Below are 23,581 nucleotides of genomic sequence, written 5' to 3'. Positions count from 1 at the left end.
AGGTCGGGGCGTTCTCGTGTATCTTCCGTTGCGTGCGCCCTACTGCGCGCGCATCCGTACGACTGCCTCGTGTGACTCCCCATCGAACACCACGCGGCCCTTGTCGATCAGAATCCCGCGGTCGCAGAGATCGGCCACCATTCCCAGATCATGACTGACCACGACCAGCGTGCGTCCCTCTGCGTGCAGCTGGCGGATCTTGGCGAGGCACTTGCGTTGGAACGGCTCATCGCCCACCGACAGGATCTCGTCGACCAGTAGGATGTCGACTTCGGTGTGGATGGCGACGGAGAACGCCAACCGCAGGAACATGCCGGACGAGTAGTGCTTGACCTCGGTGTCGATGAATTTCGCGATCTCGGAGAATTCGACGATGTCGTCGAAGCGCGAATCGATCTCCTTCTGGGACATGCCGAGGATGGCCGCGTTGAGGTAGATGTTCTCCCGGCCGGACAGGTCCGGGTGGAAGCCGGCACCGACCTCAATCAGACCGGCAACCCGGCCGCGGGTCAACACCTCACCGCGATCGGGCCGGAGGACCCCGGAAATCAGCTTGAGAAGCGTGGACTTGCCCGATCCGTTGAACCCGAGCAGGGCCACGGACTCACCGGTGTTGATCGTGAAGCTCACCTCGTCAAGGGCATTGAAGCTGGAGGAGAGCGGCTTGCGCCGCACTGCGGCGATGACGGATTCCTTCAAGGAATGTGTGTGCCGCAGGAGAAAGGTCTTGCTGAGCTCGGTGACGATGATGGCCAAGCGCGGCTCTCGCTGCGCTTCGGCATGCTCACTATAGGTCCTGGGCAAAACGACGCTCCAATCGGCGGAAGACGAGTTGACCGACGACGAGCAACACACTCGACGTGATCAGGGCACACAATCCGAAGAACCAGAGGTTCGGCGGCATCGTCACCTCGGCGTCGGTCGTCGGAAACCAGAAACCGGCGTGCAGCAACTCGACCGCGGCGGTGACCGGGTTGAGCTGATAGATGACCATCAGCCAGTCCGGCAGGATCTTGTCCACCATCGACCACTGGTAGAGCACCGGGGAGGCCCAGGTCGCGACGAGCAGAATGAGCTCGACGAAGTTCTGGGCATCTCGGAAGGACACGTTGATGGACCCGAAAAAAAGGCTGAGTCCCATCGCGAGGAGAACGACGATCAGCACTCCGAGCACGATGCCCAGAACCTGAACCAGGTTCGGGGCCCAGCCGGTGAACACGCAGACCACCGCGAGGACGATCGCCTGCGGCAGGAAGTTGATGAATGCCACGAGGGTCGACGACACCGGGAACAGCTCGCGCGGCAGGTAGATCTTCTTGATCAACGGCGCGTTGTCCACAAGCGATTTCGTTCCGTTGCTGAACGCCTCGCTGAACAGATTGATGACGACGAGACCAGAGAACAGGTACACCGGATAGTTCGGGATGCTCCCGTTCAACTGCAGGAACACCCCGAGGGCAACGAAGAAAACGAGGAATTGGGTGATCGGCTTGACGTAAGACCACATCCAGCCGAGAACCGAGCCTCGGTAGCGCACCTGCACTTCCTTGCGTACCAGCAGGGAGAGCAAGTACCGTCGGCGGAAAACGTCGATCAGCCCCGCCCCTTGACCTGGCCGGACGAACCCGTCGAGGTCGGGTCCTGAAACGATTTGCGTCACGCGGGTCCTTTTCATCGAGTCGCCTGCCTGGATTCACCGGGAGGGGGCAACGGGCCCACCCGTGATTCTAGCTGCTCGCTTCCGTCCGATCTGGTGTCTACTCGCGGGGGCTCTGAGCTGGGACGGCGATGAGGGTGTCGCCGTCGGTCGCATCAGGCGTTGCAGGAGGGGAGTCCAGTCCGAGAGTCGCCGTCCACGATTCCATGGAGGTCAGGTCGTGCTGACGGGACTTGTACACCTCGCTCAGGCTGCTCCAGCGGCGGCGGAAACGGAGGTTCTGGGTCAGGCTCGACCAGAGCAGCGACCTGAACATGGCCCGGTCACGGATGTGCCAGGTCACCCCGGATCCTTCGGCGTTGGTGATGACCACGCTGTCGAGGTTAGGGACGGTCCACCATGGGGCGGTACGCGGCAGGTGGGTGTCCGGGCGCACGTTGCTCTGGGCGTGCGGCTTCTTCATGCCGTGCCGAACGAAGTTCTTGATCAGGAACGAGTAGAGCTGGCGCCCGCTCGGCCGCGGCGCGTCGCTGCCGACCAGGTTGGTCATCGGGAACCGGCCGAACCGGCCGAGGTCCTTGATCAGGGTCGACTCCGAATAGTTCCCGGCGATGGCGCGGATGGCAGGCAGACGGGTGGTCAGCTCGCCGTGCAGGGCATCCGGGCCGGCCATGACGCTCTCGTACGCCAGCTGGCGCAGTTTGACGGTGTAATAGTCCATGGTGAGCAGATGCCGTACGTCAGAGGCCAGGTTACTGACCGTGAGACGGCCGCCCTTGGCGTGCGGGGAGTGCAGCAGGGCCGCGACCAGCCGGTTACGTGCGTGGTAAAACGCCTGCCAGTCTCTGGAGTCGTCCTTGTCCACCCAGGAGACGTGCCAGACTGCGGCGCCGGGCAGGCTGATCGTGGAGTAGCCGTGTTCTGACGCGCGCAGGGAGAACTCGGCGTCGTCCCATTTGATGAAAACAGGCAAGGACAGGCCGACCTCGCGGATGATCTCGACCGGGATCAGGCTCATCCACCAGCCGTTGTACGCCACGTCGTTACGCTGGTGCAGCCAGGTGGTCTGGCGCAGGTTCATCGAGGTGAAGTCGTGCCGCGACGGTGTGATCGGGCCCCACATGAAGTTCCAGCTGTCGATCGACTCGGCGAAGGCGTGCAGCTTGGTCTTGTCGAACATGTCGAACATGTGGCCGCCCACGATGGTAGGTGAGGTGCAGAGACGGGCGAACGCGAGAGCGCGGCGGATGCTCTCCGGTTCGACGACCACGTCGTCGTCCAGCAGCATCACGTAGTCGCTGGTGCCGGCGGCGACGGTTTCCAGCATGCCCCTGGAGAAACCGCCGGATCCTCCGGCGTTGACCTGATCGATCACGCGCAGGCGTCCACCCAGGGCGGCATCGACCTCGGCGTGGCGCGCGTGCTCACGAATCTTGTCGGTGCCTTGGTCGACCACAATGATCTGGTCGAGTCCGGCCAGGACGTCAGCATCAGTGGCGATGGTCGCGAGCAGCTGGAGGCAATACGCCGTGCGGTTCAGCGTGGTGATAGCGATGGTGAGCGTCTTCTCTGGGGCGGCCGGCACGTCACTGGGCGGTGCCTGCCACTCGGCGCTCTTCAGCGCGAAGTCCGAGCCGCGGGACACGAGGTCGAACCAGTACCAGCCGCCGTCGATGAAGTACTCGAAGCCGAGGTCGAACCCCACGGTTCCGTCGAGCTCGACGTGTGCGGAGTCGACGACCTGGATCACGCCGCGGGCGTTGGAGCGGTAGACAATGATGTCGCCGGGGCCCGCGGTGGTGATGCTCAGCCGCACACTGGTCAGGCTGGTCCACCGGCGCCAGTAACTGGCCGGGAAGGCATTGAAGTAGGTGCCCAGGGAGACGCGCTTGTCCAACCCGGGCTTGAGGCCGCGCCGGCCGTCGAGCATGGGCGTGACGTTGTGGTGGGTGAGACGCAGCGGCTTTACTCCCGCCTCGTCTGGAGCGGCTCCGCGACGCTTCGACGAGGTGTTCTTGCCCGGGGCAGCAATCTGGGTCCACTCGTCAGGGTCGACGTACAGCGGAGCGACGTCCGGCTCCGACGAGGACGGAAAGACGACTTTTTGCAGAACGATGGGCGTGGTCATGGCTGAGACTCCGAGTCGTTATATGGTGCGTCCGCTGAGGAGCGGCTTGAGCTTGTTTTCGTACATCGACAGCGCAGAGCCGATGGCCATGTGCATGTCGAGGTATTGGTAGGTGCCCAGGCGGCCTCCGAAGAAGACGTCGGGTTCGCCGCCCTGCAATGCCCGGTAGGCCTGCAGGCTTTCGCGGTCCGTGGGGGTGTTGATCGGGTAGTAAGGCTCGTCCGCCGGAGTGGCCGCACGCGAGAACTCGCGCATGATCACCGTCTTATCCTTGGGGTAATCTGCCCGCTCCGGGTGGAAGTGACGGAACTCGTGGATGCGCGTGTACGGCACGGTGGAGTCGGCGTAATTCATCACCGGGGTGCCCTGGAAGTCGCCGACGGGAAGCACTTCCTGCTCGAAGTCCAAGGTGCGCCAGGTGAGTTCGCCGCCCTGGTAGTCGAAGTACTTGTCGACGGGACCTGTGTAGACAACCGGCAAGCGGCCGACGACGGCCTTTTTGTTGAATTCCTGGCTCTCGTCGAAGAAATCGGTGTCGAGGCGCACCTCGATGTTCGGGTGGTCCGCCATCCGTTCGATCCAGGCCGTGTAGCCGTCGAACGGGAGACCCTCATGGGTGTCGTTGAAGTAACGGTTGTCATAGTTGTACCGAACGGGCAGGCGGCTGATGACCTCGGCGGGCAGGGCCGTCGGCGCGGTCCGCCACTGCTTGGCAGTGTAGTCGCGGATGAAGGCCTCGTAGAGGGGGCGGCCGATCAGGGAGATCGCCTTCTCCTCGAGGTTGCGGGACTCCCCCGTGGCGAATTCGCTCGCCTGGCCCCTGATGAGCGCGCGCGCTTCGTCGGGCGAATACGCGGAACGGAAGAACTGGTTGATCGTGCCCAGGTTGATCGGCAGCGGAAAGACCTCGCCGCCTAAGTTGGTGAAGACCCGGTGCTCGTAGTTCGTGAACTTCGTGAAGCGGTTGACGTATTCCCAGACCGGCTCGTTCGAAGTGTGAAAGAGGTGGGCTCCGTACTGGTGCACCTCGATTCCGGTCTCGGGTTCCGGCGCGCTGTACGCGTTGCCGCCGATGTGGTTGCGCCGGTCGATGACCATGACTTTGAGTCCGAGATCTCTGGCGGCTCGTTCCGCAACGGTCAGGCCGAAGAAGCCCGAACCAACGACCAGGAGGTCAACCGTCATATCAATAGTCCTTCATTTAGGGAGGTAGCAGCCAACTCCTGCAGCATTCCACGATAGCCGATGGTTCCTGAGAGGCGGTTCTTCTCCAGCGTCCGCGCGTCCCGACCACGGCACTGAGTCATTGGCGCGCCGTGTATGGTGTCCGAGTGGACGACGTGCGAGTTGCAAGACACCCCGGGCGCCGTCGACTCTTCGACGCGGCAGCTGTCATAGGGGCTCTTCTCCTGCACCTCGTGGTCCAAGCGGGCATGTATCTGGCCACGCCGGGCTTGTCCCTCGGCCGGTTCCGGGACTATTTCGTGCACGACCAGCTGGGCTACCTGGCGATCGTAAAGAACTTTTCAGAGGGCCAGTCCGCGAGTTTCGAACCCGACACCGAAACCGGTGCGAACACCTACCCCCGCTTCTACTACGAATTCATCGGACTCGTCGCCCGGGTGACCGGCTGGGACCCCATCGTCGCGTGGAACGTCTGCGGAATGGCCATCCAGCTGGTGCTTGTCGGTTTGCTGGCCGCGATTCTGATCCGGTTGAGCCGGCGCTGGTGGGTCGGACTGATCGCGCCAGTGCCCTTCATGCTCGGGACTTTTTCCCGACTCACTGTGACCGGCTGGTACACCCCGCTCGAATCGCACGCCGTCATCTGGGGACCGTTCGGCATTCTGCACACCCTGAATGGCGAGACCGTATCGCTGTCGGTCGCGTCGATCTGCCTGTTGGTGCTGGGACTGCTCTGGCTGCGCCCGGCGCGGCCCCGGCTGCGCGTTGTGGCCACGACCCTGATCTGCCTCGTCCTCGGCGGGCTCGCCAATGTGCAGACTTACTCGTTCATCGCCGCGATCTACCTCCTGGCGTTCGGCCTGGCGGCGTGGGTCCTTCTCAGCGGGCGACGGATCGTGCTCGTGGTGCTCTCGCTCGCGCTCATCCCGGTGGTGTACCTGGCCGGAACCACCGTCACCGATGCCGGTGGGCAATTGCCGGCGCTGGTGTTCGGGCTGCTTCCGGCCGTACCGGGAGTTATCTCTCTCATCGTGCGAAGCAGAGGCATTGTTCTGCTGTACTGCGTGGCCGTGGTGCTGGGTGCGTCGCCGCAGGTCGTCGGAACCGTCGTCGGCCTGGTCACTGGGGATCCGTTCCTGACCTACCGAGTGGCCTCCAACACCGAGTTGGGCGTTCCCTTGGGCACCGGGTTGATTTCCGGGCTGGCCCTCATCGTTCCCCTGGGCGTGATCCTGGTGGCGGCGCTGGTGCGCCGGCGCCCCCTCTGGGCCGCGTACTCGGTCGGCGCCGCACTGGCCTGGACCTTGCTCGGCACGAACGACGTTTGGGGCGCCAACGCCGAACCGTACCGCCTGTACATGGATGTCTTCTTCCTCGTAGCGGCCACCATCCTGCCGATCGGTGTGATGGTACTGACCGAGCTCTGGCACCGTGGCACCGTGGCGAAGACGCAGCCGACAGAGCCGGTCGAGCGTGAGCGCCCGTGGAGCGTGGTGCCGCGGTGGAGCGTGCTGGTGGCCGCCGTGCTCTGCGTCGGAGTCGCGACCCTGTCCCTGAGCGACTGGTGGGTGTTCTTCCGTTCCGGCATCGCTCGGAATTTGCTGGTGACCGATTCGCCGCGGGACCAGGCGCTGACCGCGCTCGCCCTGCAGTCCGCCGCGGCCCACCCTGGCACGCTGCTGATGGTCGATTCGTGCATCGACCCGCGGGTGCTCAAGATCACCTCTGGCGTCCCGATCGCGTACTACCACCTCGGCATGGCATGGCCCACCGACTACGACGCGATCGCCACCATCGTCTCCAGCCGACTGGGCGGCGGCATCGACCGGGCGGCCGCATTGGCCGGGAACGCCACCCAGGTGCTGTCCGACAGCGCCTGCGGTGACGACTGGGGCAATCGCTACGCCGTGGACCTCGTCGAGCAGTCCAGCCTGCCGTACACGAACCCGGACGGGACGACCGGCACGATCACACTGTGGGGACTGATCTGACGGGAGCTCGGGATCCGGCGTTCCTCACGATCGTCAGATAGGTCGCGTGAACGAGCACGCCGGCGGCCGGGCCCGCCAGCAGGGCCAGTACCGTCTTCTCGAGAAAGGGAAGCGGGAGCAGCAGACACCCGATCGTCGTGAGCGCCGCGACGATCCAGCCGGCGCTGAACGCCGTGTGGGCGTTGCGCGAGAGTACGGCCGGCGCGCTCACGCAGAGCGCCCCTACGAGCGCAGACGAGAGGATCAGGGTGGCGATGAGCCAGTTGGCCGGTGCGTCCTCCTGCGGGAACGCGATCGTGAAGACGGCTGGGCCGAGCAGATAGCCGGTAACAGCCAGCACGAGTCCCAGGGCGACGACCGCTGCTTCCAGCATGAGCAGGGTGCGCCAGAAACGGGCTGCGCGGCTGCGGAAGAACACGATTAGGAAGCTCTGTAGCGCCATGCCCACGACGATGAGCGGAGCGCGTGTCAGCGTGGCGGCCGCGATCACCAGGCCGACCAGATCGGCGGTTTCACCGGCCGAAGTCAGCTGCAGGATGAGAGGGAACCCGCTGATCATCACTCCCATTGCGGCGGCCGCGACGATGGTGCGGGTGACATTCCAGGTGAGCTGGGGCAGCGTGACGTCCAGGCGGGTCTTTCCGACCACCCTGGCCCTTGCGAAGGGCCAGACGGCCAGCACAGCCACCGGGAACGGAATCGCGATCGCCCAGGCGAAGGTGACGGCATCGGGCCGCAGGTATGCCGCGGTGATCACCAGTACGAGCCGGAGCAGCCCTTCGATGCTGATCAGGGCGAACAGGGCCTTCCAGTGGTTGATCCCGTACAGCGACCCGGAGAGTACAGCGAGCGGAACGTACGACGCGGCGCCGAAGGCGAGCGGCACGACCAGCGCCCAGCCGAATTCGGGGAAGACCGCGGCCTGCCAGAGCGGCGCCGTGCCGAGCACAGCGGTCAGCACCACGAAAAACGCCAGTATGGCGAATTTTCCGGCCTGCCCGGAACGGGTGGTGTCGCCGGGTATTCTCGCCTGCGTTCCGCGGGTGATCTCCTGCTGGATGCCTGTCAGTGCCGCCGCAACCAGGAAGATGAACGCCCAGAACACGGCGAAGGTCGCGTACGGGCCGAACCCGATCAGGTTGGGAACCCACACCGTGATCAGATAACCGGCAATACCGACCAGTCCGGTTGCGGCCACGATCAGGATGAATCCGTTTCCGGCCTTCGGGCTGGCCGCGGTGGTGGTGGCTCGATCCTGATCTGGCTCTTCTGTCTGACTCACGTGCACGGGTCCCGCTTCCATCGACTGGTTCATTACATTCTGCAGGGCCCGCATGGATGTTTCCCGGGCCGGGTAATCGTCAGTAGCCGAGCTCATTGCGTGGGCTCGGCTTGAGCATCCGTCGCCAGCTCTTGCCCTGTGCTGCCTTGAGAGCGCAGATCAGCAGCAGCAGCCAGCCGAACTCGATCAGTGCGGTGCTCTCCGCCGCCGACGTGACGATGAGGATCACCAGCACCAGCGGTGACCAGACGTAGACGAGGGTGCGCTTGTTCGACGCGAGCAGCCAGGAGCGCCAGAACGCCAGCCCCACCAGGGCCAGGAACGCCAGGAAGCCGACCAGGCCGACCTGGAAGTACACGTCGAGGAACGCGTTGAGTCCGGATGCCTGGTCGCGCCTGGTGACGAATTCGAGCCAGCCGTAGGGTGTCACGCCGGTCGGCCAGAGCCCGGCCCAGCCCCAGCCCTCCAGCGGGTGCAGGCTGACCAGGCGCCACATCTCGCTCCAGAGCGAGTACCGGACCCCGAACTCGCTGCCGGCGTTGAGCACGTCGATGAGCTGGGCTCTGGCGACGAAAGCGGCGATTCCGACAACAGCGGTGGTGCCCAGCAGGCCGATCTGCAGCATCCAGCGGTTCTCCACGGCCGCGCGCCGGAGCCAGTAGAGCGCCAGCGCCGCCAGCCCGACGAAGAGGGCGACGACCAGGATGACGGGGGAGCGGGTGAGCAGCAGGCCGAAGCCGGCGAGTGCGATCGAACCGATGCCGACGCCGCGGCGCACCGACCGGGCGCGCACCTCGACGATGAAGGTGACCCCGGCGATCAGGGAGACCAGGCCGAACACGTTGCGGGAGCCGAAGATGCCCTGCACCGGCCCGAGGTGGGCGATATTGCCCTGGATGCCGAGGAACATGATCGGCAGGTCGAGCAGCAGGCCGGACAGCACCTCGAGGGCGAGAGACAACCCGAGGAGAACCCTCAGCACGTCGCCCGTCGCGCGCACGATCTGGATCGTGTCGCGGGCTAGGGCCACATAGATGGCCAGGAAGGTGAAGGCGAGCTGGTAGAGCACCCCGCGCACGGTGTCGGACGCATAGCCGGACCAGAGCAGCGAGAGAGCGCACCAGCCGACGAAGACCATGATCGAGATCGGCAGGAGCCCGTGCCAGTCGGTCCGCTCCCGGCGTGCGATCAGGGAAGCCACCGCCAGCGCCACGAGGGTGACCAGGGCGCCGACCAGCCCGGCCCAGCCCATCACACCCCGGATGAAGTGGGTCGAGAAAGCCGTCCCGATAATTGCCAGGGTGAGGGAGGCGGCGAACCGGGGCGCCCCGAGGAAGCGCATGACCCTGGGCGAGACCTGGCGGACGGGGATGTTCGGGATCATGGTCTTCCCACGCTACCGTCTACGGCATCGGCAGGGCAGAGGCCTGCTGGCGCTTCGTGACGATCGCGAGCACCACCAGGAGCACCCAACCCGACTCGATCAGCATCCGGCTCTCCGCCACGCTCTGGGCGAGGAGGGCGGCCAGCACGAGCAGCGGCAGCATGGCGGACGCCGCATACGGTTCGGTGTCGGCGATCCCACGGCGGGGTCGGTCGACGGCGAGGAACCAGGACCGCCACAGCGTCGACAGCACAAGCGCCGCGAAGACGACCAGGCCGACGATGCCGAGCTGCAGCCACACGTCGAGCCAGGCGTCGTGCGCCTGCAGGTAGACGACGCCCTTGCGTTCGGCCAGGCCCTTGAACGGCTCGGCCCAGGGGGCCCAGTAGCTGACCCAGCCCCAGCCGAAGACGGGGCGCTGGCCGGCGGCCTCGATCACGCCGCGCCAGATGTCGATCCGGCCGGTGACGTCGGGACTCTTGCCGAATACCGCGAGCAGCTGCGGGGTGAAGGCGGCCACGGCAGCGCCGGCGGCGACGACGGATGCCGCGGCCGCCAGATAGACCGGACGACGCCGGTGCGGTCCGCGGCGTCTCGTCCACAGCGCGAAGACGAGCACGACCAGGGCGGCCCCGGCCGCCAGCGACACGGTCGCCGACCGGGTGAGCGCGAGCATGAGCACGGCGAGGGCCAGCCAGGCTATACCCCAGCCACGGCGCACGGTGCCCGCCGCGAGTTGAACGGCGAAGACGATCACGGCGAGCAGGGCGACGAAGCCGAGCAGGTTGCGGTTGGCAACGATTCCCTCGATCGGGCCGCCGTTCAGGAGCAGGGCGCGGGACCAGTAGAACGCCTGCGGCACCTTCTCGGTGCCGTAGTCGACCCAGAACGGGAGCACCGGGTGCCGGATGAACACGGCCACGACAGCCTCGAAGACGAGGGACAGGGCGAGCACCCAGCGCAGAGCGCCGCCGAGGGCGCGGAGCAGTTCGGCCCAGCTCAGGCAGAGCGCGAGGAAGACCGCGGCGACCGTGGTGGCCCACTGCAGGGTCACCCCGATCAGGGAGGCACCCAGGTAGTTCGACCAGGCCAGTGACAGGGTCGCCAGGAGGAGGAAGGCTCCGACGGATTTCGGGAATCGGGTCCAGTTCCAGTCGGGCTTCAGGTGCACCAGCCCGACGATGCTGCCGGCGAGCATGACGAGGGCGATCGCGCCGAAGCCCCACCAGCCGAACAGGCTGCGCCAGAACTGCCCGGCGAAGAGCGTGAAGAAGACCAGGGTCGCGAAGGTGCGAACGACGAATCGGCTCTGGACGGCGGGCATGTGTCTAAGGCTAGTGGGGAGCCGGGTGCGCTCCCAGTCATTTCCCATACCCCAGGGGGTATGATCGATGTCGGAGGTCCTAGTGAAGACACTTATTGTAGGCGGAGTCGCGGGTGGAATGTCGGCGGCGACCAGGTTGCGCCGGCTGGACGAGGCTGCCGAGATCATCGTTTTCGAGCGTGGACACTACGTCTCGTTCGCGAACTGCGGGCTGCCCTATTACGTGGGCGGCGTCATCCGTGATCGGGCCGACCTGCTGCTGCAGACGCCGGAATCACTGGCCGGCCGGTTCCGCCTGGACGTGCGGATCGACCACGAGGTGACCCGGATCGATCGCGAGTCGAAGACCGTCTTCGTGCGCGACACGCTCACCGGGGAAGAAACCTCCGAGACCTACGACCGGCTCATCCTCGCTGCCGGAGCCACGACGCGCAGCGTGCTGGCCCACTCCGACATTCCCGTGCACACCCTGCGCACGGTCGATGACGTCGACCGGATCACCGCGATCCTCGACGCCGCTGCAGGCCCGGTCTCCGCCGTCGTCATCGGCGCCGGGTTCATCGGTCTCGAAGCCGTCGAGAACCTCGTGCTGCGCGGCGTCGCCGTGACCGCGGTCGAATTCGGCCCCCAGATCCTCGGACCGCTCGACGCCGAAATGGCCGCCCCCGTGCTGGACGCGCTGAGGGCGAAGGGCGTGGACGTGCGCCTCGGCACGGCCGTGAAGGGGACCTTCGACGGCCGGGTCCAGCTCAGCGACGACACCGACGTGGCGGCCGACTTCCTGATCGAGGCCACCGGCGTGCGACCGGACACCTCCCTGGCCGAGCAGGCCGGGCTCCGGATCGGCCAGAGCGGCGGGATCTGGGTCGACGACACCCAGCGGACCAGCGACCCGGCGATCTACGCGGTCGGCGACGGCGTGGAGAAGATCGACGCGATCAACTCCCGGCCCACCCGGATCGCGATGGCCGGCCTGGCCAACCGCCACGGGCGCGCATCCGCCGACAGCATCGCCGGAACGCCCGCCCCGGCCGCCCCGGCATTCGGCGCCGCCATCGTCGGCGTGTTCGGCATCACCGTGGCCATGGTCGGCTGGAGCGAGAAGCGCCTCGTCGCCGAGGCGAGACCGCACCGGATCGTGCACACCCACCCGGCCAGCCACGCCACCTACTACCCGGGGGCCGAGACCATGTCGATCAAACTGCTCATCGACGCTGAAACGGATGCCATCCTCGGCGCCCAGATCGTCGGCGGCAGCGGGGTGGACAAGCGGATCGACATCCTGGCCACCGCGATGGCCGGCGGGATCACGGCATCCGCCCTGACCCGGCTCGAGCTGGCCTACGCGCCGCAGTACGCGTCGGCCAAGGACCCGATCAACCAACTCGGCTACGTCGCCGACAACCTCGCGGCCGGCTCGACCCGGAACCTGCAGTGGCACGAACTGGAATCGGCGCTGGAGGATGGTGCCGCACTGATCGATGTGCGCACGAGCGGCGAATTCGCCGCGGGCAGCATCCCGGGCGCCATGAACGTGCCCCTGGACGACCTCAGGGAGCGTCTGGCCGAGTTGCCGGACGCCCCGCTCGTCGTGCACTGCCAGGTCGGGCAGCGCGGGCACACCGCCGCCCGTATCCTGAGCCAGAACGGTTTCGACGTTCGGAACCTCGACGGCGGCTACCGCACCTGGACGGCCGGCGTCTCCACCCTCACCCCCGTTCCCGAAAGGATCCCGGCATGAACGAGATCACCGTCGCAGACCTGTCCGCGCTTCCCGCTCCCGTCGTGATCGACGTGCGCGAGCCGTTTGAATACGCCGACGGCCACATCGCCGGCGTCACCCACATCCCGCTCGGCGAACTGGTGCAGCGGCTGGGCGAGATCCCCCGCGAGGGACCGGTCTACCTGGTCTGCGCGGTCGGCGGGCGCAGCGCCCAGGCGACGGCGTTCCTGGCCGACCAGGGCGTCGACGCCGTCAACGTCACCGGCGGCATGACCTCCTGGCGGCAGGCCGGGCTTCCCATCGAACGAAAGGCGTGACCATGACGACCGACGACACGGCCCAGCAGAAGAAGATCATCAACCGCCTCCGCCGGGCCCAGGGCCAGCTCGCGGCGGTCATCACGGCCGTCGAGGCCGGCGGCAGCTGCAAGGATGTCGTCACCCAGCTCGCCGCGGTGTCGAGCGCCCTCGACCGCGCGGGCTTCGTGATCGTGTCCACGGCCATGCGCGAGTGCCTCGACAACCCGGGCGCGGAGAACACCCTCACCGTGGACGAGCTCGAGAAGCTGTTCCTGACCCTCGCCTGACCGCCTGACCGCCTGACCGCCTGACCGCCTGACCGCCTGACCGTCCCGCCCCGTCCCGCCCAGTCCGCGGCGGGCGACTGCGTTCCGAATTCAGGAGCGCAGCCGGATATCGGGGCGGCGGCGGGCATCCGTCGCACTGGTCCGGGTTGTGCACCTGAATTCGGAACGCGGCTAGACGAAGGCGGCCTGGCCGGTGATCGTGCGACCGACGATCAGGGTGTTCATCTCCTGGGTTCCCTCGTACGAGTAGATCGCCTCCGCGTCGGAGAAGAAGCGGGCGACGTCGTAGGAGAGCACGATCCCGTTTCCGCCGAAGAGTTCCCGGCACCAGGCGACCGTCTCGCGCATCCTCGCGGTCGTGTACAGCTTGGCCAGCGCGGAGTGCTCGTCGCGCTGGCTGCCCTCGTCGAGCATCTGCGAGACCCGCACCACCATGGCCAGGCTCGCCGTGATGTTACCGAGCGACTTCACGAGCAGGTCCTGCACCAGCTGGTGCCCGCCGATCGGCTTGCCGAACTGCTCGCGCTCCTTCGAATACGTTACGGCGGCCTCGTAGGCTCCCATCGCCGTTCCCACGGCGGCCCAGGACACCTCGGCCCGGGTCAGGCGCAGCACCTTCGCCGCGTCCTTGAACGAGTTCGCGTTCTGCAGCCGGTTGCGTTCGGGCACCACGACGTTGTCGAGGGTGATGTCGGCGTTCTGCACGGCGCGCAGGCTGATCTTGCCCTCGATCTTCGTGGCCGTGTAGCCCGGGGCATCCGTGTGCACGATGAAGCCTTTCACCTGCCCGTCCGCGGTGTCCTTCGCCCAGATGATCGTGATGTCCGAGAAGGTCGCATTGCCGATCCAGCGCTTGGCCCCGTTCAGCAGCCAGACGTCGCCGTCCCGGGTGGCCGTGGTGCGGAGGCCCTGCGCCGCGTCGGAGCCGGAGAGCGGCTCCGTCAGCCCGAACGCGCCGACGATCTCGCCGGAGGCCAGCCGGGGCAGCCACTCGTCGCGCTGCTCCTGCGACCCGGTCGCCGAAATGGTGCCGCAGGCCAGCCCGTTCTGCACGCCGACGAAGGTCGCGACGGATGCGTCCACCCGGGCGATCTCCAGCGCCACGAAGCCGCGGAACACGGCCGAGTTCTCGAACGGCCGTGTCTCCGGCCAGCCGAAGGAGTACGCGCCGAGTTCCGCCAGCGGCCGGACGACCTCGTCCGGGAACTCGGCGCGCTCCCAGCATCCGTTCACGATCGGCCTGACGTCCGACTCGAGGTAGGCGCGCAGCCTGGTCAGGGCCGCCTTCTCCGGGTCGCTGAGCAGGTTCTCATAGCCGTAGACGTCACTGGGGAGTAGCTCGAAAGTCATCTGGGTGCTCCATTGCAGGGTGCGACGGCCTCGCGTGCGGCGATCGGCGAATTGCCGCCAGCCTAGGTGGCGGGTCGGGGTCGGCCGAAAGCGCTTGGTAGTTTGGTCTAAACCGAGTAGTACAGGAGCCAGCATGTTTGTGGGCATCGCCAATTCACCCCGGAACTACGCCTGGGGCTCCTCCACCGCGATCGCGGCCCTGCTCGGGCACGCTCCGTCCGGCAACCCGGAGGCCGAACTGTGGCTGGGCGCCCACCCCGGCTCACCGTCGGTCATCACCGACCCGGAGCAGGTCGGCGGCTACGCCACGCTCACCGAGTGGATCGCCGCCGCCCCGGAGGCCGCCCTCGGTGAGGCCCTGGCGAGCGCCTCAGACGGAGCACCCCGGCTACCGTTCCTGATGAAGATCCTGGCCGCGGCGAGCCCGCTCTCCCTGCAGGCCCATCCCACCATGGAACGTGCCCGTTCGGGCTTCGCCCTGGAGAACGAGGCCGGAATCCCGGTCGACGCCGCGGACCGCAACTACCGTGACCCCTTCCACAAGCCCGAGGTCATCTTCGCCCTGAGCGAGAGCTTCGAGGCGCTCTGCGGCTTCCGGGAGCCGGTGGAGATCCGGCGAATCCTCGGCGAGTTCCGCGCCCTCGACGTGGCGAGCGACGACCCGCAGCCCGGCGCCCTGGACGCCCTCGAACACCGACTGCTCGGCCCGGAGGCCCTCCGCGACACCGTCGACTGGCTGCTGCGCGACGGGCGCGGGGAAGACAGCGGCGAGGTCGCCTGGCTGGTCGAACGGGTGGTCGCCCTCGCCGGCAGCGCGGTCGGCCTGTCTCACGGCGGCGCCATCCTGGAGTTCCCGCTCGAGCTGGACACCGTGCGCAAGCTGGCCGTCGCCTATCCGGGCGACCCGGGCATCGTCATCTCCCTGCTCACCAACCGGGTGTCGCTGCGTCGCGGCGAGGTGCTCTACCTGCCGGCCGGCAACATCCACGCCTATCTCTCCGGCCTCGGGGTCGAGCTGATGGCGGCCTCAGACAACGTGCTGCGCGGCGGTCTCACCCCCAAGCACATCGACGTCGACGAACTGCTCGACGTGCTCGAGTTCACGTCGCTGCCCGTGCCCTACCTCGCCCCCGTGTCCCACAGCCCGGGCGTGGCCGAATACCGCCCGGCCGTGGACGACTTCGCCCTGGTGCACATCACGGCGGAGGCGGGAGCGGATGCCGCCGCCGGTGTCCCGATGCGGCAGTTCACGCTGACGGGACCCGGCATCGCCATCTGCACGGCTGGCGGATTCCTCGTCGCCGGGGCGACGTCATCCGTCACCCTCAAACGCGGCGAGTCGGTCTACATCACGCCGGACGAGGGCACCCTGACCTTCGCCGGCTCCGGCGACGTGTTCCTGGCCACCACTCCCTGACCGGCGGCCGCGTTCCCGTCGACGGGAACGGGGCGAGACGGATGCCGCGCCCGGCCGGGTCAGCCGACGCTGCCGGGTCAGCCGACGCTGCCGGGTCAGCCGACGCTGCCGGGTCAGCCGACGCTGCCGGGTCAGCCGACGCTGCCGGGTCAGCCGACGCGGCTGCCGCCGAACGTGCGACGGTACGCCGTCGGGGTGGTCTGGAGCACCTTGACGAAGTGGTGCCGCATCACCGCCGCAGCGCCGAAGCCGGTGTCGGCGGCCACCTCCTCGAGGCTGCGCGAGGTCTCCTCGAGCAGTTGCTGGGCTCGCAGCAGGCGCTGGCGGTTCAGCCACGCGGCCGGCGTCGTGCCCAACTCGGCGCGGAAGCGGCGGGCGAAGGTGCGCGGTGACATCAGTGACCGGCGGGCCAGGCTGTCGACGGTGAGGTCCCGGTCGAGGTTGTGCAGCATCCACTCGGTGACCGCGGCGAACGAGTCGCTCGGGCACTCGGTGACCGGGGCCTGGATGAACTGGGACTGCCCGCCGTCGCGCTGCGGCGGCACGACCATGCGCCGGGCGATCGTGTTCGCGGCCGCCGCGCCGAGCTCCTTGCGCACGATGTGCAGGGCGGCATCGATGCCGGCGGCGGTCCCGGCGCCGGTGACGACCTTCCGGTCCTCCACGAACAGGACGTCGGGGTCGACCTCGGTCTGCGGATAGGCCCGGGCCAGGGCGTCGGTGTACATCCAGTGGGTGGTGCTGCGCCTGCCGTCGAGGATGCCCGCCGCCCCCAGCACGAACGCCCCGCTGCAGACGCTGAGCACCCACGCTCCGCGAGCCTCTGCCTCTCGCACGACCCGAAGGATGCCAGGGTGGATGGCCGCGCCCTCCTGGTAGGCCGGGATGGCGACCAGGTCGGCGTCGTCGGCCGCGCCGAGGCCTTCGGTGACCACGATGTCGAAGCCGAGCTTGGTGCGCACCGGCCCGGGCTCGGCGGCCACGACGTGGAAGTCGAAGACGGGGCCGCCGTGCTCGCTCCGGTCGATCCCGAAGACCTCACAGATGACACCGAACTCGAACGGCGCCAGTCCCGGCATGGTGACGCACACGACCTTGGTGAGCATGAGTGTTTCCTTCTCGAAACGGACGTGCGAGGAGCCGGCGTGCGAGGAGCCGGACCGCCGAATGGCAGGAATCCGACGATTCGTGGCGATTCTGCCACTCGCGGCAGGAAAACACAATACGTAGAATTCCCGCCATGATCATCATCACCATGGCAATCGTGTTGCTCGTGGTCTGGGGCGTCGTCGCGACCATTCTCGGCCTCGGCAACGACGGGCTGGGCCGGCCGGAGCTCGCGGATCGGAACCGGGGACCGGAGACCCGGCAGGGCTGAGGCTAGGCTGGACGCGCGGCAATGCACGGTTGCCGCACGATTCTGCGAGGTTCAGATGGCTTGGCTTGTCACCGGCGGCGCCGGCTATATCGGTTCGCACATCGTGCGTGCCTTCCTCGCCGAGGGGATCGACGTCGTCGTCGTCGACGACCTTTCCAGCGGCCATGCGGAGTTCGTGCCGGACTCGGTTCCGTTCGTCCACGGCGACATCCTGGACGGCGACCTCCTGATGCGCACCTTCGCCGACCACGACGTCACCGGTGTCGTGCACGTCGCCGGGTTCAAGTACGCGGGCGTCTCGGTGCAGCGCCCGCTGCACACGTATCAGCAGAATGTGACCGCCACGGCCACCCTCCTCGCCGCGATGCAGGAATCCGGAGTCAACCGGATGGTGTTCTCTTCGAGTGCCGCCGTCTACGGCACCCCGCACACCGACCTGGTCACCGAGGACACGCCGAAAAGCCCCGAGTCACCCTATGGCGAGTCCAAGCTGATCGGCGAGTGGCTGCTGCGAGACCAGGCCATCGCGGCCGGGCTGATGCACACCTCCCTGCGCTACTTCAACGTGGTCGGCTCCGGCGCGCTCGAGCTGCGCGACACCAGCCCCCACAACCTGTTCCCCCTGGTCTTCGACGCCCTGATCGACGGGCGAACCCCGAGCATCAACGGCAACGACTACGCCACCCCCGACGGCACGTGTGTCCGCGACTACATCCACGTGGCCGATCTCGCCGTCTCACACGTCGCTGCGGCCAGGCGGCTGGATGCCGGTGAGCCGATCCTCCCGGTGTACAACCTCGGCAGCGGCGATGGCGTGTCGGTGGGCCAGATCATGTCGACCGTCTCCGCGGTGACCGGTATCGAGTTCGCGCCGGTGATCGGCCCGCGCCGGCCCGGCGACCCGGACCGGATCGTCGCGTCGGGGGAGCTTGCGGCCAGGGACCTCCACTGGGAGATGCGGCACAGCCTCGAGGACATGGTCGGCAGCGCCTGGGCGTCCCGGCAGGCGGCATCCGCCGCGCACATCTGACCCAATCTTGCGAATCGGCGAGTCGAAACTCTCCAGCCAATATTGAGGGTTTAGAATCTGCGACTTGACGGCAGGGAATTACACGGCTGTAATTAGGGCAGACGGGTAATTCGGGCACATTATTGCAGTGGGGTGGGAGACGATATGACGCAGTCTGAGTATCGTTCCGGGGTTCCTGAGGACTGGTTCATTGACCCGGTTCGTTTGGGTGTCCCCGGAGTTCGCAAGGAAACCGGCGACGGCGATCCGTTGTCGTGGCAGTCGGATTCGCTCTGCGCGCAGACCGATCCAGAGGCGTTCTTCCCCGAGAAGGGTGGTTCCACCCGCGATGCGAAGAAGATCTGCGCCTCCTGCGAGGTGAAGACCCAATGCCTGCAGTACGCGCTCGCCAACGACGAACGCTTCGGCATCTGGGGTGGCCTCTCCGAACGCGAACGGCGCAAACTCCGCAAACGCGCCAGCTGACCCGGCACCCGGGCTCACCGCTTCGCCCCCTTCGACGTCGACCCATCCGGGCGGCGGATTTCAGGCGCGCCCCAGCGCTTCCGCGACGTTCGGCGCGGACCAACCTAGGCTGTGACCGATATGCATGCCAGAGTCACCGCCATCCTTGTTGCCCGAAACGGCTCGAAGCACCTCGAGAGAACCCTTGAGGCGCTGAGCCGGCAGACACGTCAGCCCGACGTCGTCATCACCGTCGACTGCGGATCCACGGACAACACCGCCGCGCTGCTGGCCTCCTACGGCCCGACTCATTTCATCTCCGCCGACTCCGACCTCACCTTCGGGGAGGCCATCGCCGCCGCCGTGCGCGTGACAGCGCCTCCCGAATCCGATGGCGAGATGCTCTGGCTCCTGGCGCAGGACAGCGCCCCCGAGCCCGGCGCCCTCGCCGCAATGCTCGGTGAGCTCGAGATCGCCCCCTCGGTGGCCGTGGCCGGCCCCAAGGTCATGGACTGGCACGCCCGCGACTACATCCACGAGTTCGGGCAGTCGATGACACCCGGCGGGGCGACCGTGACCCTCGTCGAAAGCGAACTGGACCAGGGGCAGCACGACGGCATGAGCGACGTGCTCGCCGTCAGCGCCGGCGGGATGCTCGTGCGCCACACCGTCTGGGAACGCCTGGGCGGATTCGACCCGGCACTGCCCTCGGCGGATGACTCCCTCGACTTCTGCGTGCGCGTGCGGATGGCCGGGTACCGTGTCTCCGTGGTGGCCGCCGCACGCATCGCGTCCGCCGGCGACGGTGTGGCCGGCCCCAGCGGGTCCTCGCGGGGCCGGGCGCGCCGCAAGCGCGTCCGCGCCGTGCGTGCCGCCCAGCTCCATCGCCGCCTGGTCTACTCCCCGGCCTGGATGATCCCGGTGCACTGGCTCGGCCTGGTCCCCCTGGCGCTGTTCCGGTCCGTGGGACAGCTGCTGCAGAAGGAACCAGGCGCTGTCCTCGGCGAGTTCTCGGCCGCGTTCGCCGCGGCCTTCAGCGGGATCCGGGTCTCCGCCGCGCGGCGCCGTTTCGCCGCGACCCGCACACTGGGCTGGGGTTCGATCGCCAGCCTGAGAGTCTCCTCGGCCGAGGTGCGCCGCCGGCACGCGCTCAAACGCGAGGCCAGCCTCACCGGGGCGAGGGGCGACCGGCCCGAGATCCGGTTCTTCGCCGGCGGCGGAGCCTGGACGGTCATTGCCGCGGCCGTTGCCGGGGTCGCCATCCTTGCGCCCCTGCTCGGGGCCCGAACCCTCACCGGCGGTGGGCTGCTCCCGTTATCGGGCACTCCCGCCGAGTTGTGGGCCGCCGTCGGCTACGGCTGGCGGGACATCGGCCTCGGTTTCGTCGGCGCGGCAGACCCGTTCGCGGCTGTCCTGGCGATCCTCGGCTCGCTGACCTTCTGGTCGCCATCGTTCGCCCTCGTCTTGTTGTACTTCCTCGCGCTTCCGGTGGCGGCGCTCGGCGCCTGGCTCGCCGCAAGCCGCCTCTCGCATCGGGCCTCGATCCGTGCCGTCGCCGCCGCCCTGTGGATCCTCGCCCCGACGTTCCTCAGCGCCCTCGCGGCTGGCCGCCCCGCCGCGATCCTCGTGCACCTGCTCCTCCCGTGGCTGTTCTTCGCCGGCTACGCGGCCGCCCGTTCCTGGTCCGCATCCGCCTCGGCCGCACTGCTGTTCGCCGCGATCGTCGCCTGCGCGCCGTCGCTGGCCCCCGCCCTCATCGTGGCCTGGCTGGTGTCCATCCTGGCCAGCGGCCGGGCGGTCATGCGCTACCTCGGCATCCCGCTGCCCGCGCTCGCCCTGGCCGCCCCCCTGATCTGGGACCAGGGCCTGCGCGGAAACTGGCTGGCACTGGTCGCCGACCCCGGAGCGCCGGTGCCGAGCGCCGCGGTCTCCGTCTGGCAGCTCCTGCTCGGCTTCCCGACCGGTGAGCTCGGCGGCTGGACCCCCCTGCTCGAGATGCTCGGACTGCCCGGCGTCCACGCGTCCATCCTCGTCCCGGTGCTGCTCATCCCCCTCGCCCTGCTCGCGGCCGCTTCGCTGTTCCTTCCCGGTGCAAGGGGCGCCAGCTTGGCGTTCCTGGCCGTGTTGCTCGGTCTCGGCACCGCCGTCGCCTCCACCCACCTGTTCCTCTCGTCGGTCGGATCCCAGTCGGTGAACGTCTGGCCGGGAGCCGGGCTCAGCCTGGCCTGGCTCGGTCTCGTCGGCGCGGTCGTGTTCGCGCTATGCAGCATGCGACGGTTCTCCATCGCGCCGGCGGTCAGCACGGTGATCGCCCTGGTGATCGTGGCGGCCCCCCTGATCGCGGCGCTGCCGCTCGGCACCAGCGTCGTGCAGGAAGGCACCGACAGGACCCAGCCGGCCTTCGTCGCTGCCGAGGCCCGAACGGATGCCCGGGTCGGCACCCTGCAGATCGTGCCCCAGCCGGACGGCGGCATCCTGGCCACGATCGTTCGCGGTGACGGCGCCACCCTGAACGACCAGTCGACACTGAGCAACACGTCAAGAACGATCTCCGCCTCCGAACGGGACCTGGCGACCCTGGCCGGCAACCTCGCCTCCCGCAGCGGGCTGGACGCCGCGGGCGGACTGGCCGACTTCGGCATCCGTTTCGTGCTCCTGCGCCCGGCGGCGGTCGTACCGACCGGCCCGGGCAGCGCGGCCCCGGCCAGCTCCGCCGCGCTCGAGACGGCCGGGCGCTCGACGACCGCGCTCGACGGCGACGCTGCGCTCGTTCCGGTGGGCGACACCGCCTATGGGCGGCTCTGGCGGCATGACGCCCCGGCCGTGTCCGGTGCGGCCGGCGAGATCCCCCGCAACGCCGGCGGCCTTCTCGGCCTCGTCTTCGCTCTGGTCGCGGCCGTCGTCATCGGAGCGACGGTGCTGCTCTCGATTCCGACCGGCGCGGGCCCCGAGGCCGTGCGCCAGGCCAACCGGGACGCGATCCGGCAGACCGCCAGGGCCGGTGCGCGCACGAAGAAGGCGGACGCCCGGGAACTGAAACGGGCCGCGAAAGCGAAGACGCCCACGGTTGCCGGTGCCGAGCCGGCTGCCGGACCGGACCCCGCACCGGACTCCCGCCCCGATCCCGCCGACGCGGCGGAAACGGAATCCGATGCCGGAGCCCCCGCTGCCGGAGCCCCGGCAGACGACAGCACCGCCGACGACGCCCCGGCCGAACCGACGACCCCCCGGGAGGAGGATGACGATGCCAAGTAGACGTGGAATCGCCCTCTTCGGGGCCCGGGCCCTCGCCGGCGCAGTGGGGCTCACTGTCGCCGTCCTCGTCGTCGGCGCCGCCGCGGTCGTGCCCTGGCCGACGCTTGAGAAGGCGCCGGCATCGGTGCGGGTCTCTCCCGTGCCCACCGAGCAGCAGCGGGTGTGCCCCGGGCCGCTCCTGACCCTGGCCGAGGATTCGAGCCAGGCCCAGGCGGCCACCTCCGTCGGCCCGGCGGATGCCGCCTTCGGCGCGCTCGCGACCTCGGCCGGGTCAGACTGGATCCGTCCATCGTCCACGGAACTTTCCGCGCCCGACAACGCGAAGAGCGACGTCGACGGTGCACCGCGCCTGCTCCGGGTACCCGTTCAGGACGGTGCCACCACCGCCCCGCTCGTCGCCGCCAGCCAATCCCAGACCGCCGCGGCCGAGTCGCTCGCCGGCCTCGCCGTCGCTGCCTGCGCCGAGGCAGTCAGCGACGCGTGGCTCGTCGGAGGCTCCACCGATGTGGGCCGGACCAGCCTTGTGCTGCTCAGCAACCCCAGCACGGTCGTCGCGACCGTCGATCTGACGGTCTACGGTGAGGCCGGCCAGGTCAACGCGCCCGGGTCGACCGGGATCCTGGTCCAGCCCGGCTCCCAGCGGATCGTGTCCCTCGCCGGCCTGGCCCCCAACCTCCGTTCCCCGGTCGTTCACGTCGCCTCCCACGGCGGCCAGGTCGCCGCGTCCCTTCAGCAGAGCCTCGTCCGGGGCATCGAGCCCGGCGGGGTCGACATCGTCGGGCCGGCCGCCTCCGCCTCGCCCACCCAGACCATTGCCGGCGTGCTCGTCTCGAGCGAGGCGGCCTCTGCCGCGACGGACAGCACGGGGATCGCCGACGATGTCCCGTCGGTTCGGATCCTCGTCCCCGGCGACACCGCCGCCACCGTGCAGGTCGGCGTCACCAGCGAGGCCGGCCAGCCTGCCGGTTCCTCGGTGCAGGTGGAAATCCAGCCCGGAATCGCCACCGACCTGCCGTTGGCCGGACTCGCACCAGGCGCCTACTCGCTCGCCCTCCAGTCGGACCAGCCCATCGTGGCCGCGGCACGGACTGCCTCGGTAGGAACCGCCGGCAAGGACTTCGCCTGGTTCGAGGCATCGGGAACGCTCGACGACGACTTCCTCGTCGCCGTCGCCCCCGGACCCGGCCCGGCGCTCCACCTCGTGAACACCTCCGACAAGGACGCCACCTACACCGCGACCCCCGAGACGGGCCAGCCGGTCACGGTGACCGTGCCGGCCGGTGAGTCAGGGACGCTGCCGCTGACGGCATCCGCCCGGTATCTCGTATCCGGGGGCCGAACGACCGTCGCCTCGGTCGGCTATTCCGGTGCCGGGCTGGTGTCATCCTTCACGCTCGGCCAGGCCGGGCCGCTGGCCGCGCCGATCCAGGTCTACCCCCACTGATCG

Annotated in this window: 19 protein-coding genes; 10 read left to right on the top strand and 9 right to left on the bottom strand. The window is 68.3% G+C overall.

The window, feature by feature from the left end:
- Positions 1-39 precede the first annotated feature (39 nt).
- From IWX89_RS09780 to glf, 4 genes are all read right to left on the bottom strand, one after another.
- Complete coding sequence (locus IWX89_RS09780; protein WP_231383125.1) at positions 40-756, bottom strand: ABC transporter ATP-binding protein; 717 nt, start codon at positions 754-756, stop codon at positions 40-42.
- A 31-nt stretch (positions 757-787) separates the two neighbouring features.
- Entirely contained in the window at positions 788-1,675 is an 888-nt protein-coding gene (locus tag IWX89_RS09775) for an ABC transporter permease (RefSeq protein ID WP_196903380.1), read from the bottom strand.
- Positions 1,676-1,757: 82 nt separating this feature from the next.
- Positions 1,758-3,785 (bottom strand): glycosyltransferase, encoded by a 2,028-nt coding sequence (locus tag IWX89_RS09770; RefSeq protein WP_196903379.1) that lies wholly within the window; start codon positions 3,783-3,785, stop codon positions 1,758-1,760.
- Positions 3,786-3,803: 18 nt separating this feature from the next.
- Positions 3,804-4,970: a UDP-galactopyranose mutase gene (gene glf / locus IWX89_RS09765; RefSeq protein ID WP_196903378.1), complete on the bottom strand. Its 1,167-nt coding sequence runs from the start codon at positions 4,968-4,970 to the stop codon at positions 3,804-3,806.
- Between the two features lie 248 nt (positions 4,971-5,218).
- On the opposite strand from glf, the gene IWX89_RS09760 reads away from it, so the two are divergent.
- Positions 5,219-6,961: a hypothetical protein gene (locus IWX89_RS09760; RefSeq protein WP_196903377.1), complete on the top strand. Its 1,743-nt coding sequence runs from the start codon at positions 5,219-5,221 to the stop codon at positions 6,959-6,961.
- Here IWX89_RS09760 and IWX89_RS09755 read toward each other — a convergent pair.
- From IWX89_RS09755 to IWX89_RS09745, 3 genes are all read right to left on the bottom strand, one after another.
- Complete coding sequence (locus IWX89_RS09755; RefSeq protein WP_196903376.1) at positions 6,939-8,243, bottom strand: hypothetical protein; 1,305 nt, start codon at positions 8,241-8,243, stop codon at positions 6,939-6,941. The two genes, IWX89_RS09760 and IWX89_RS09755, sit on opposite strands and share 23 nt — an antisense overlap.
- A gap of 79 nt (positions 8,244-8,322) precedes the next feature.
- Positions 8,323-9,627 (bottom strand): O-antigen ligase, encoded by a 1,305-nt coding sequence (locus tag IWX89_RS09750; RefSeq protein ID WP_196903375.1) that lies wholly within the window; start codon positions 9,625-9,627, stop codon positions 8,323-8,325.
- Positions 9,628-9,646: 19 nt separating this feature from the next.
- Positions 9,647-10,951 (bottom strand): O-antigen ligase, encoded by a 1,305-nt coding sequence (locus tag IWX89_RS09745; protein WP_231383124.1) that lies wholly within the window; start codon positions 10,949-10,951, stop codon positions 9,647-9,649.
- 82 nt (positions 10,952-11,033) lie between these two features.
- Here IWX89_RS09745 and IWX89_RS09740 point away from each other — a divergent pair, with 82 nt between their 5' ends.
- From IWX89_RS09740 to IWX89_RS09730, 3 genes are read left to right on the top strand one after another with little or no spacing between them, the layout of a single operon-like run.
- The gene (locus IWX89_RS09740) at positions 11,034-12,692 is read left to right on the top strand and encodes an FAD-dependent oxidoreductase (RefSeq protein ID WP_196903373.1); all 1,659 of its coding nucleotides are present in this window, start codon (positions 11,034-11,036) and stop codon (positions 12,690-12,692) included.
- The gene (locus IWX89_RS09735; RefSeq protein ID WP_196903372.1) at positions 12,689-12,991 is read left to right on the top strand and encodes a rhodanese-like domain-containing protein; all 303 of its coding nucleotides are present in this window, start codon (positions 12,689-12,691) and stop codon (positions 12,989-12,991) included. Before IWX89_RS09740 ends, IWX89_RS09735 begins: the two co-directional genes overlap by 4 nt.
- 2 nt (positions 12,992-12,993) lie before the next feature.
- Positions 12,994-13,260, top strand: coding sequence for a metal-sensitive transcriptional regulator (locus tag IWX89_RS09730; RefSeq protein WP_134510421.1), 267 nt, complete (start codon positions 12,994-12,996; stop codon positions 13,258-13,260).
- Positions 13,261-13,431: 171 nt separating this feature from the next.
- Here IWX89_RS09730 and IWX89_RS09725 read toward each other — a convergent pair whose 3' ends face one another.
- The gene (locus IWX89_RS09725) at positions 13,432-14,610 is read right to left on the bottom strand and encodes an acyl-CoA dehydrogenase family protein (RefSeq protein WP_196903371.1); all 1,179 of its coding nucleotides are present in this window, start codon (positions 14,608-14,610) and stop codon (positions 13,432-13,434) included.
- Positions 14,611-14,743: 133 nt separating this feature from the next.
- On the opposite strand from IWX89_RS09725, the gene manA reads away from it, so the two are divergent.
- Complete coding sequence (gene manA, locus IWX89_RS09720) at positions 14,744-16,027, top strand: mannose-6-phosphate isomerase, class I (protein WP_196903370.1); 1,284 nt, start codon at positions 14,744-14,746, stop codon at positions 16,025-16,027.
- Positions 16,028-16,176: 149 nt separating this feature from the next.
- Here the strand turns inward: manA and IWX89_RS09715 are convergent, their stop codons facing one another.
- Positions 16,177-17,133 (bottom strand): GlxA family transcriptional regulator, encoded by a 957-nt coding sequence (locus tag IWX89_RS09715; protein ID WP_196903369.1) that lies wholly within the window; start codon positions 17,131-17,133, stop codon positions 16,177-16,179.
- Positions 17,134-17,267: 134 nt separating this feature from the next.
- Between IWX89_RS09715 and IWX89_RS09710 the strand changes: the two genes are divergently transcribed.
- From IWX89_RS09710 to IWX89_RS09690, 5 genes are all read left to right on the top strand, one after another.
- Positions 17,268-17,405 carry a hypothetical protein gene (locus tag IWX89_RS09710; protein ID WP_196903368.1) on the top strand — a complete coding sequence of 46 codons (138 nt, stop codon included), beginning with the start codon at positions 17,268-17,270 and terminating at the stop codon, positions 17,403-17,405.
- A gap of 55 nt (positions 17,406-17,460) precedes the next feature.
- Positions 17,461-18,435 carry a UDP-glucose 4-epimerase GalE gene (galE, locus tag IWX89_RS09705; protein WP_196903367.1) on the top strand — a complete coding sequence of 325 codons (975 nt, stop codon included), beginning with the start codon at positions 17,461-17,463 and terminating at the stop codon, positions 18,433-18,435.
- Between the two features lie 144 nt (positions 18,436-18,579).
- Entirely contained in the window at positions 18,580-18,900 is a 321-nt protein-coding gene (locus tag IWX89_RS09700) for a WhiB family transcriptional regulator (protein WP_196903366.1), read from the top strand.
- Positions 18,901-19,020: 120 nt separating this feature from the next.
- Positions 19,021-22,134 carry a glycosyltransferase family 2 protein gene (locus tag IWX89_RS09695; protein WP_196903365.1) on the top strand — a complete coding sequence of 1,038 codons (3,114 nt, stop codon included), beginning with the start codon at positions 19,021-19,023 and terminating at the stop codon, positions 22,132-22,134.
- Complete coding sequence (locus IWX89_RS09690) at positions 22,124-23,578, top strand: DUF5719 family protein (protein ID WP_196903364.1); 1,455 nt, start codon at positions 22,124-22,126, stop codon at positions 23,576-23,578. The genes IWX89_RS09695 and IWX89_RS09690 overlap by 11 nt, the downstream gene beginning before the upstream one ends.
- Positions 23,579-23,581 lie beyond the last annotated feature (3 nt).

The sequence above is a fragment of the Cryobacterium sp. MP_M3 genome, from assembly GCF_015752155.1.
Taxonomy (GTDB): Bacteria; Actinomycetota; Actinomycetes; order Actinomycetales; family Microbacteriaceae; genus Cryobacterium.
This window is presented reverse-complemented; position numbering and strand designations above follow the sequence as displayed.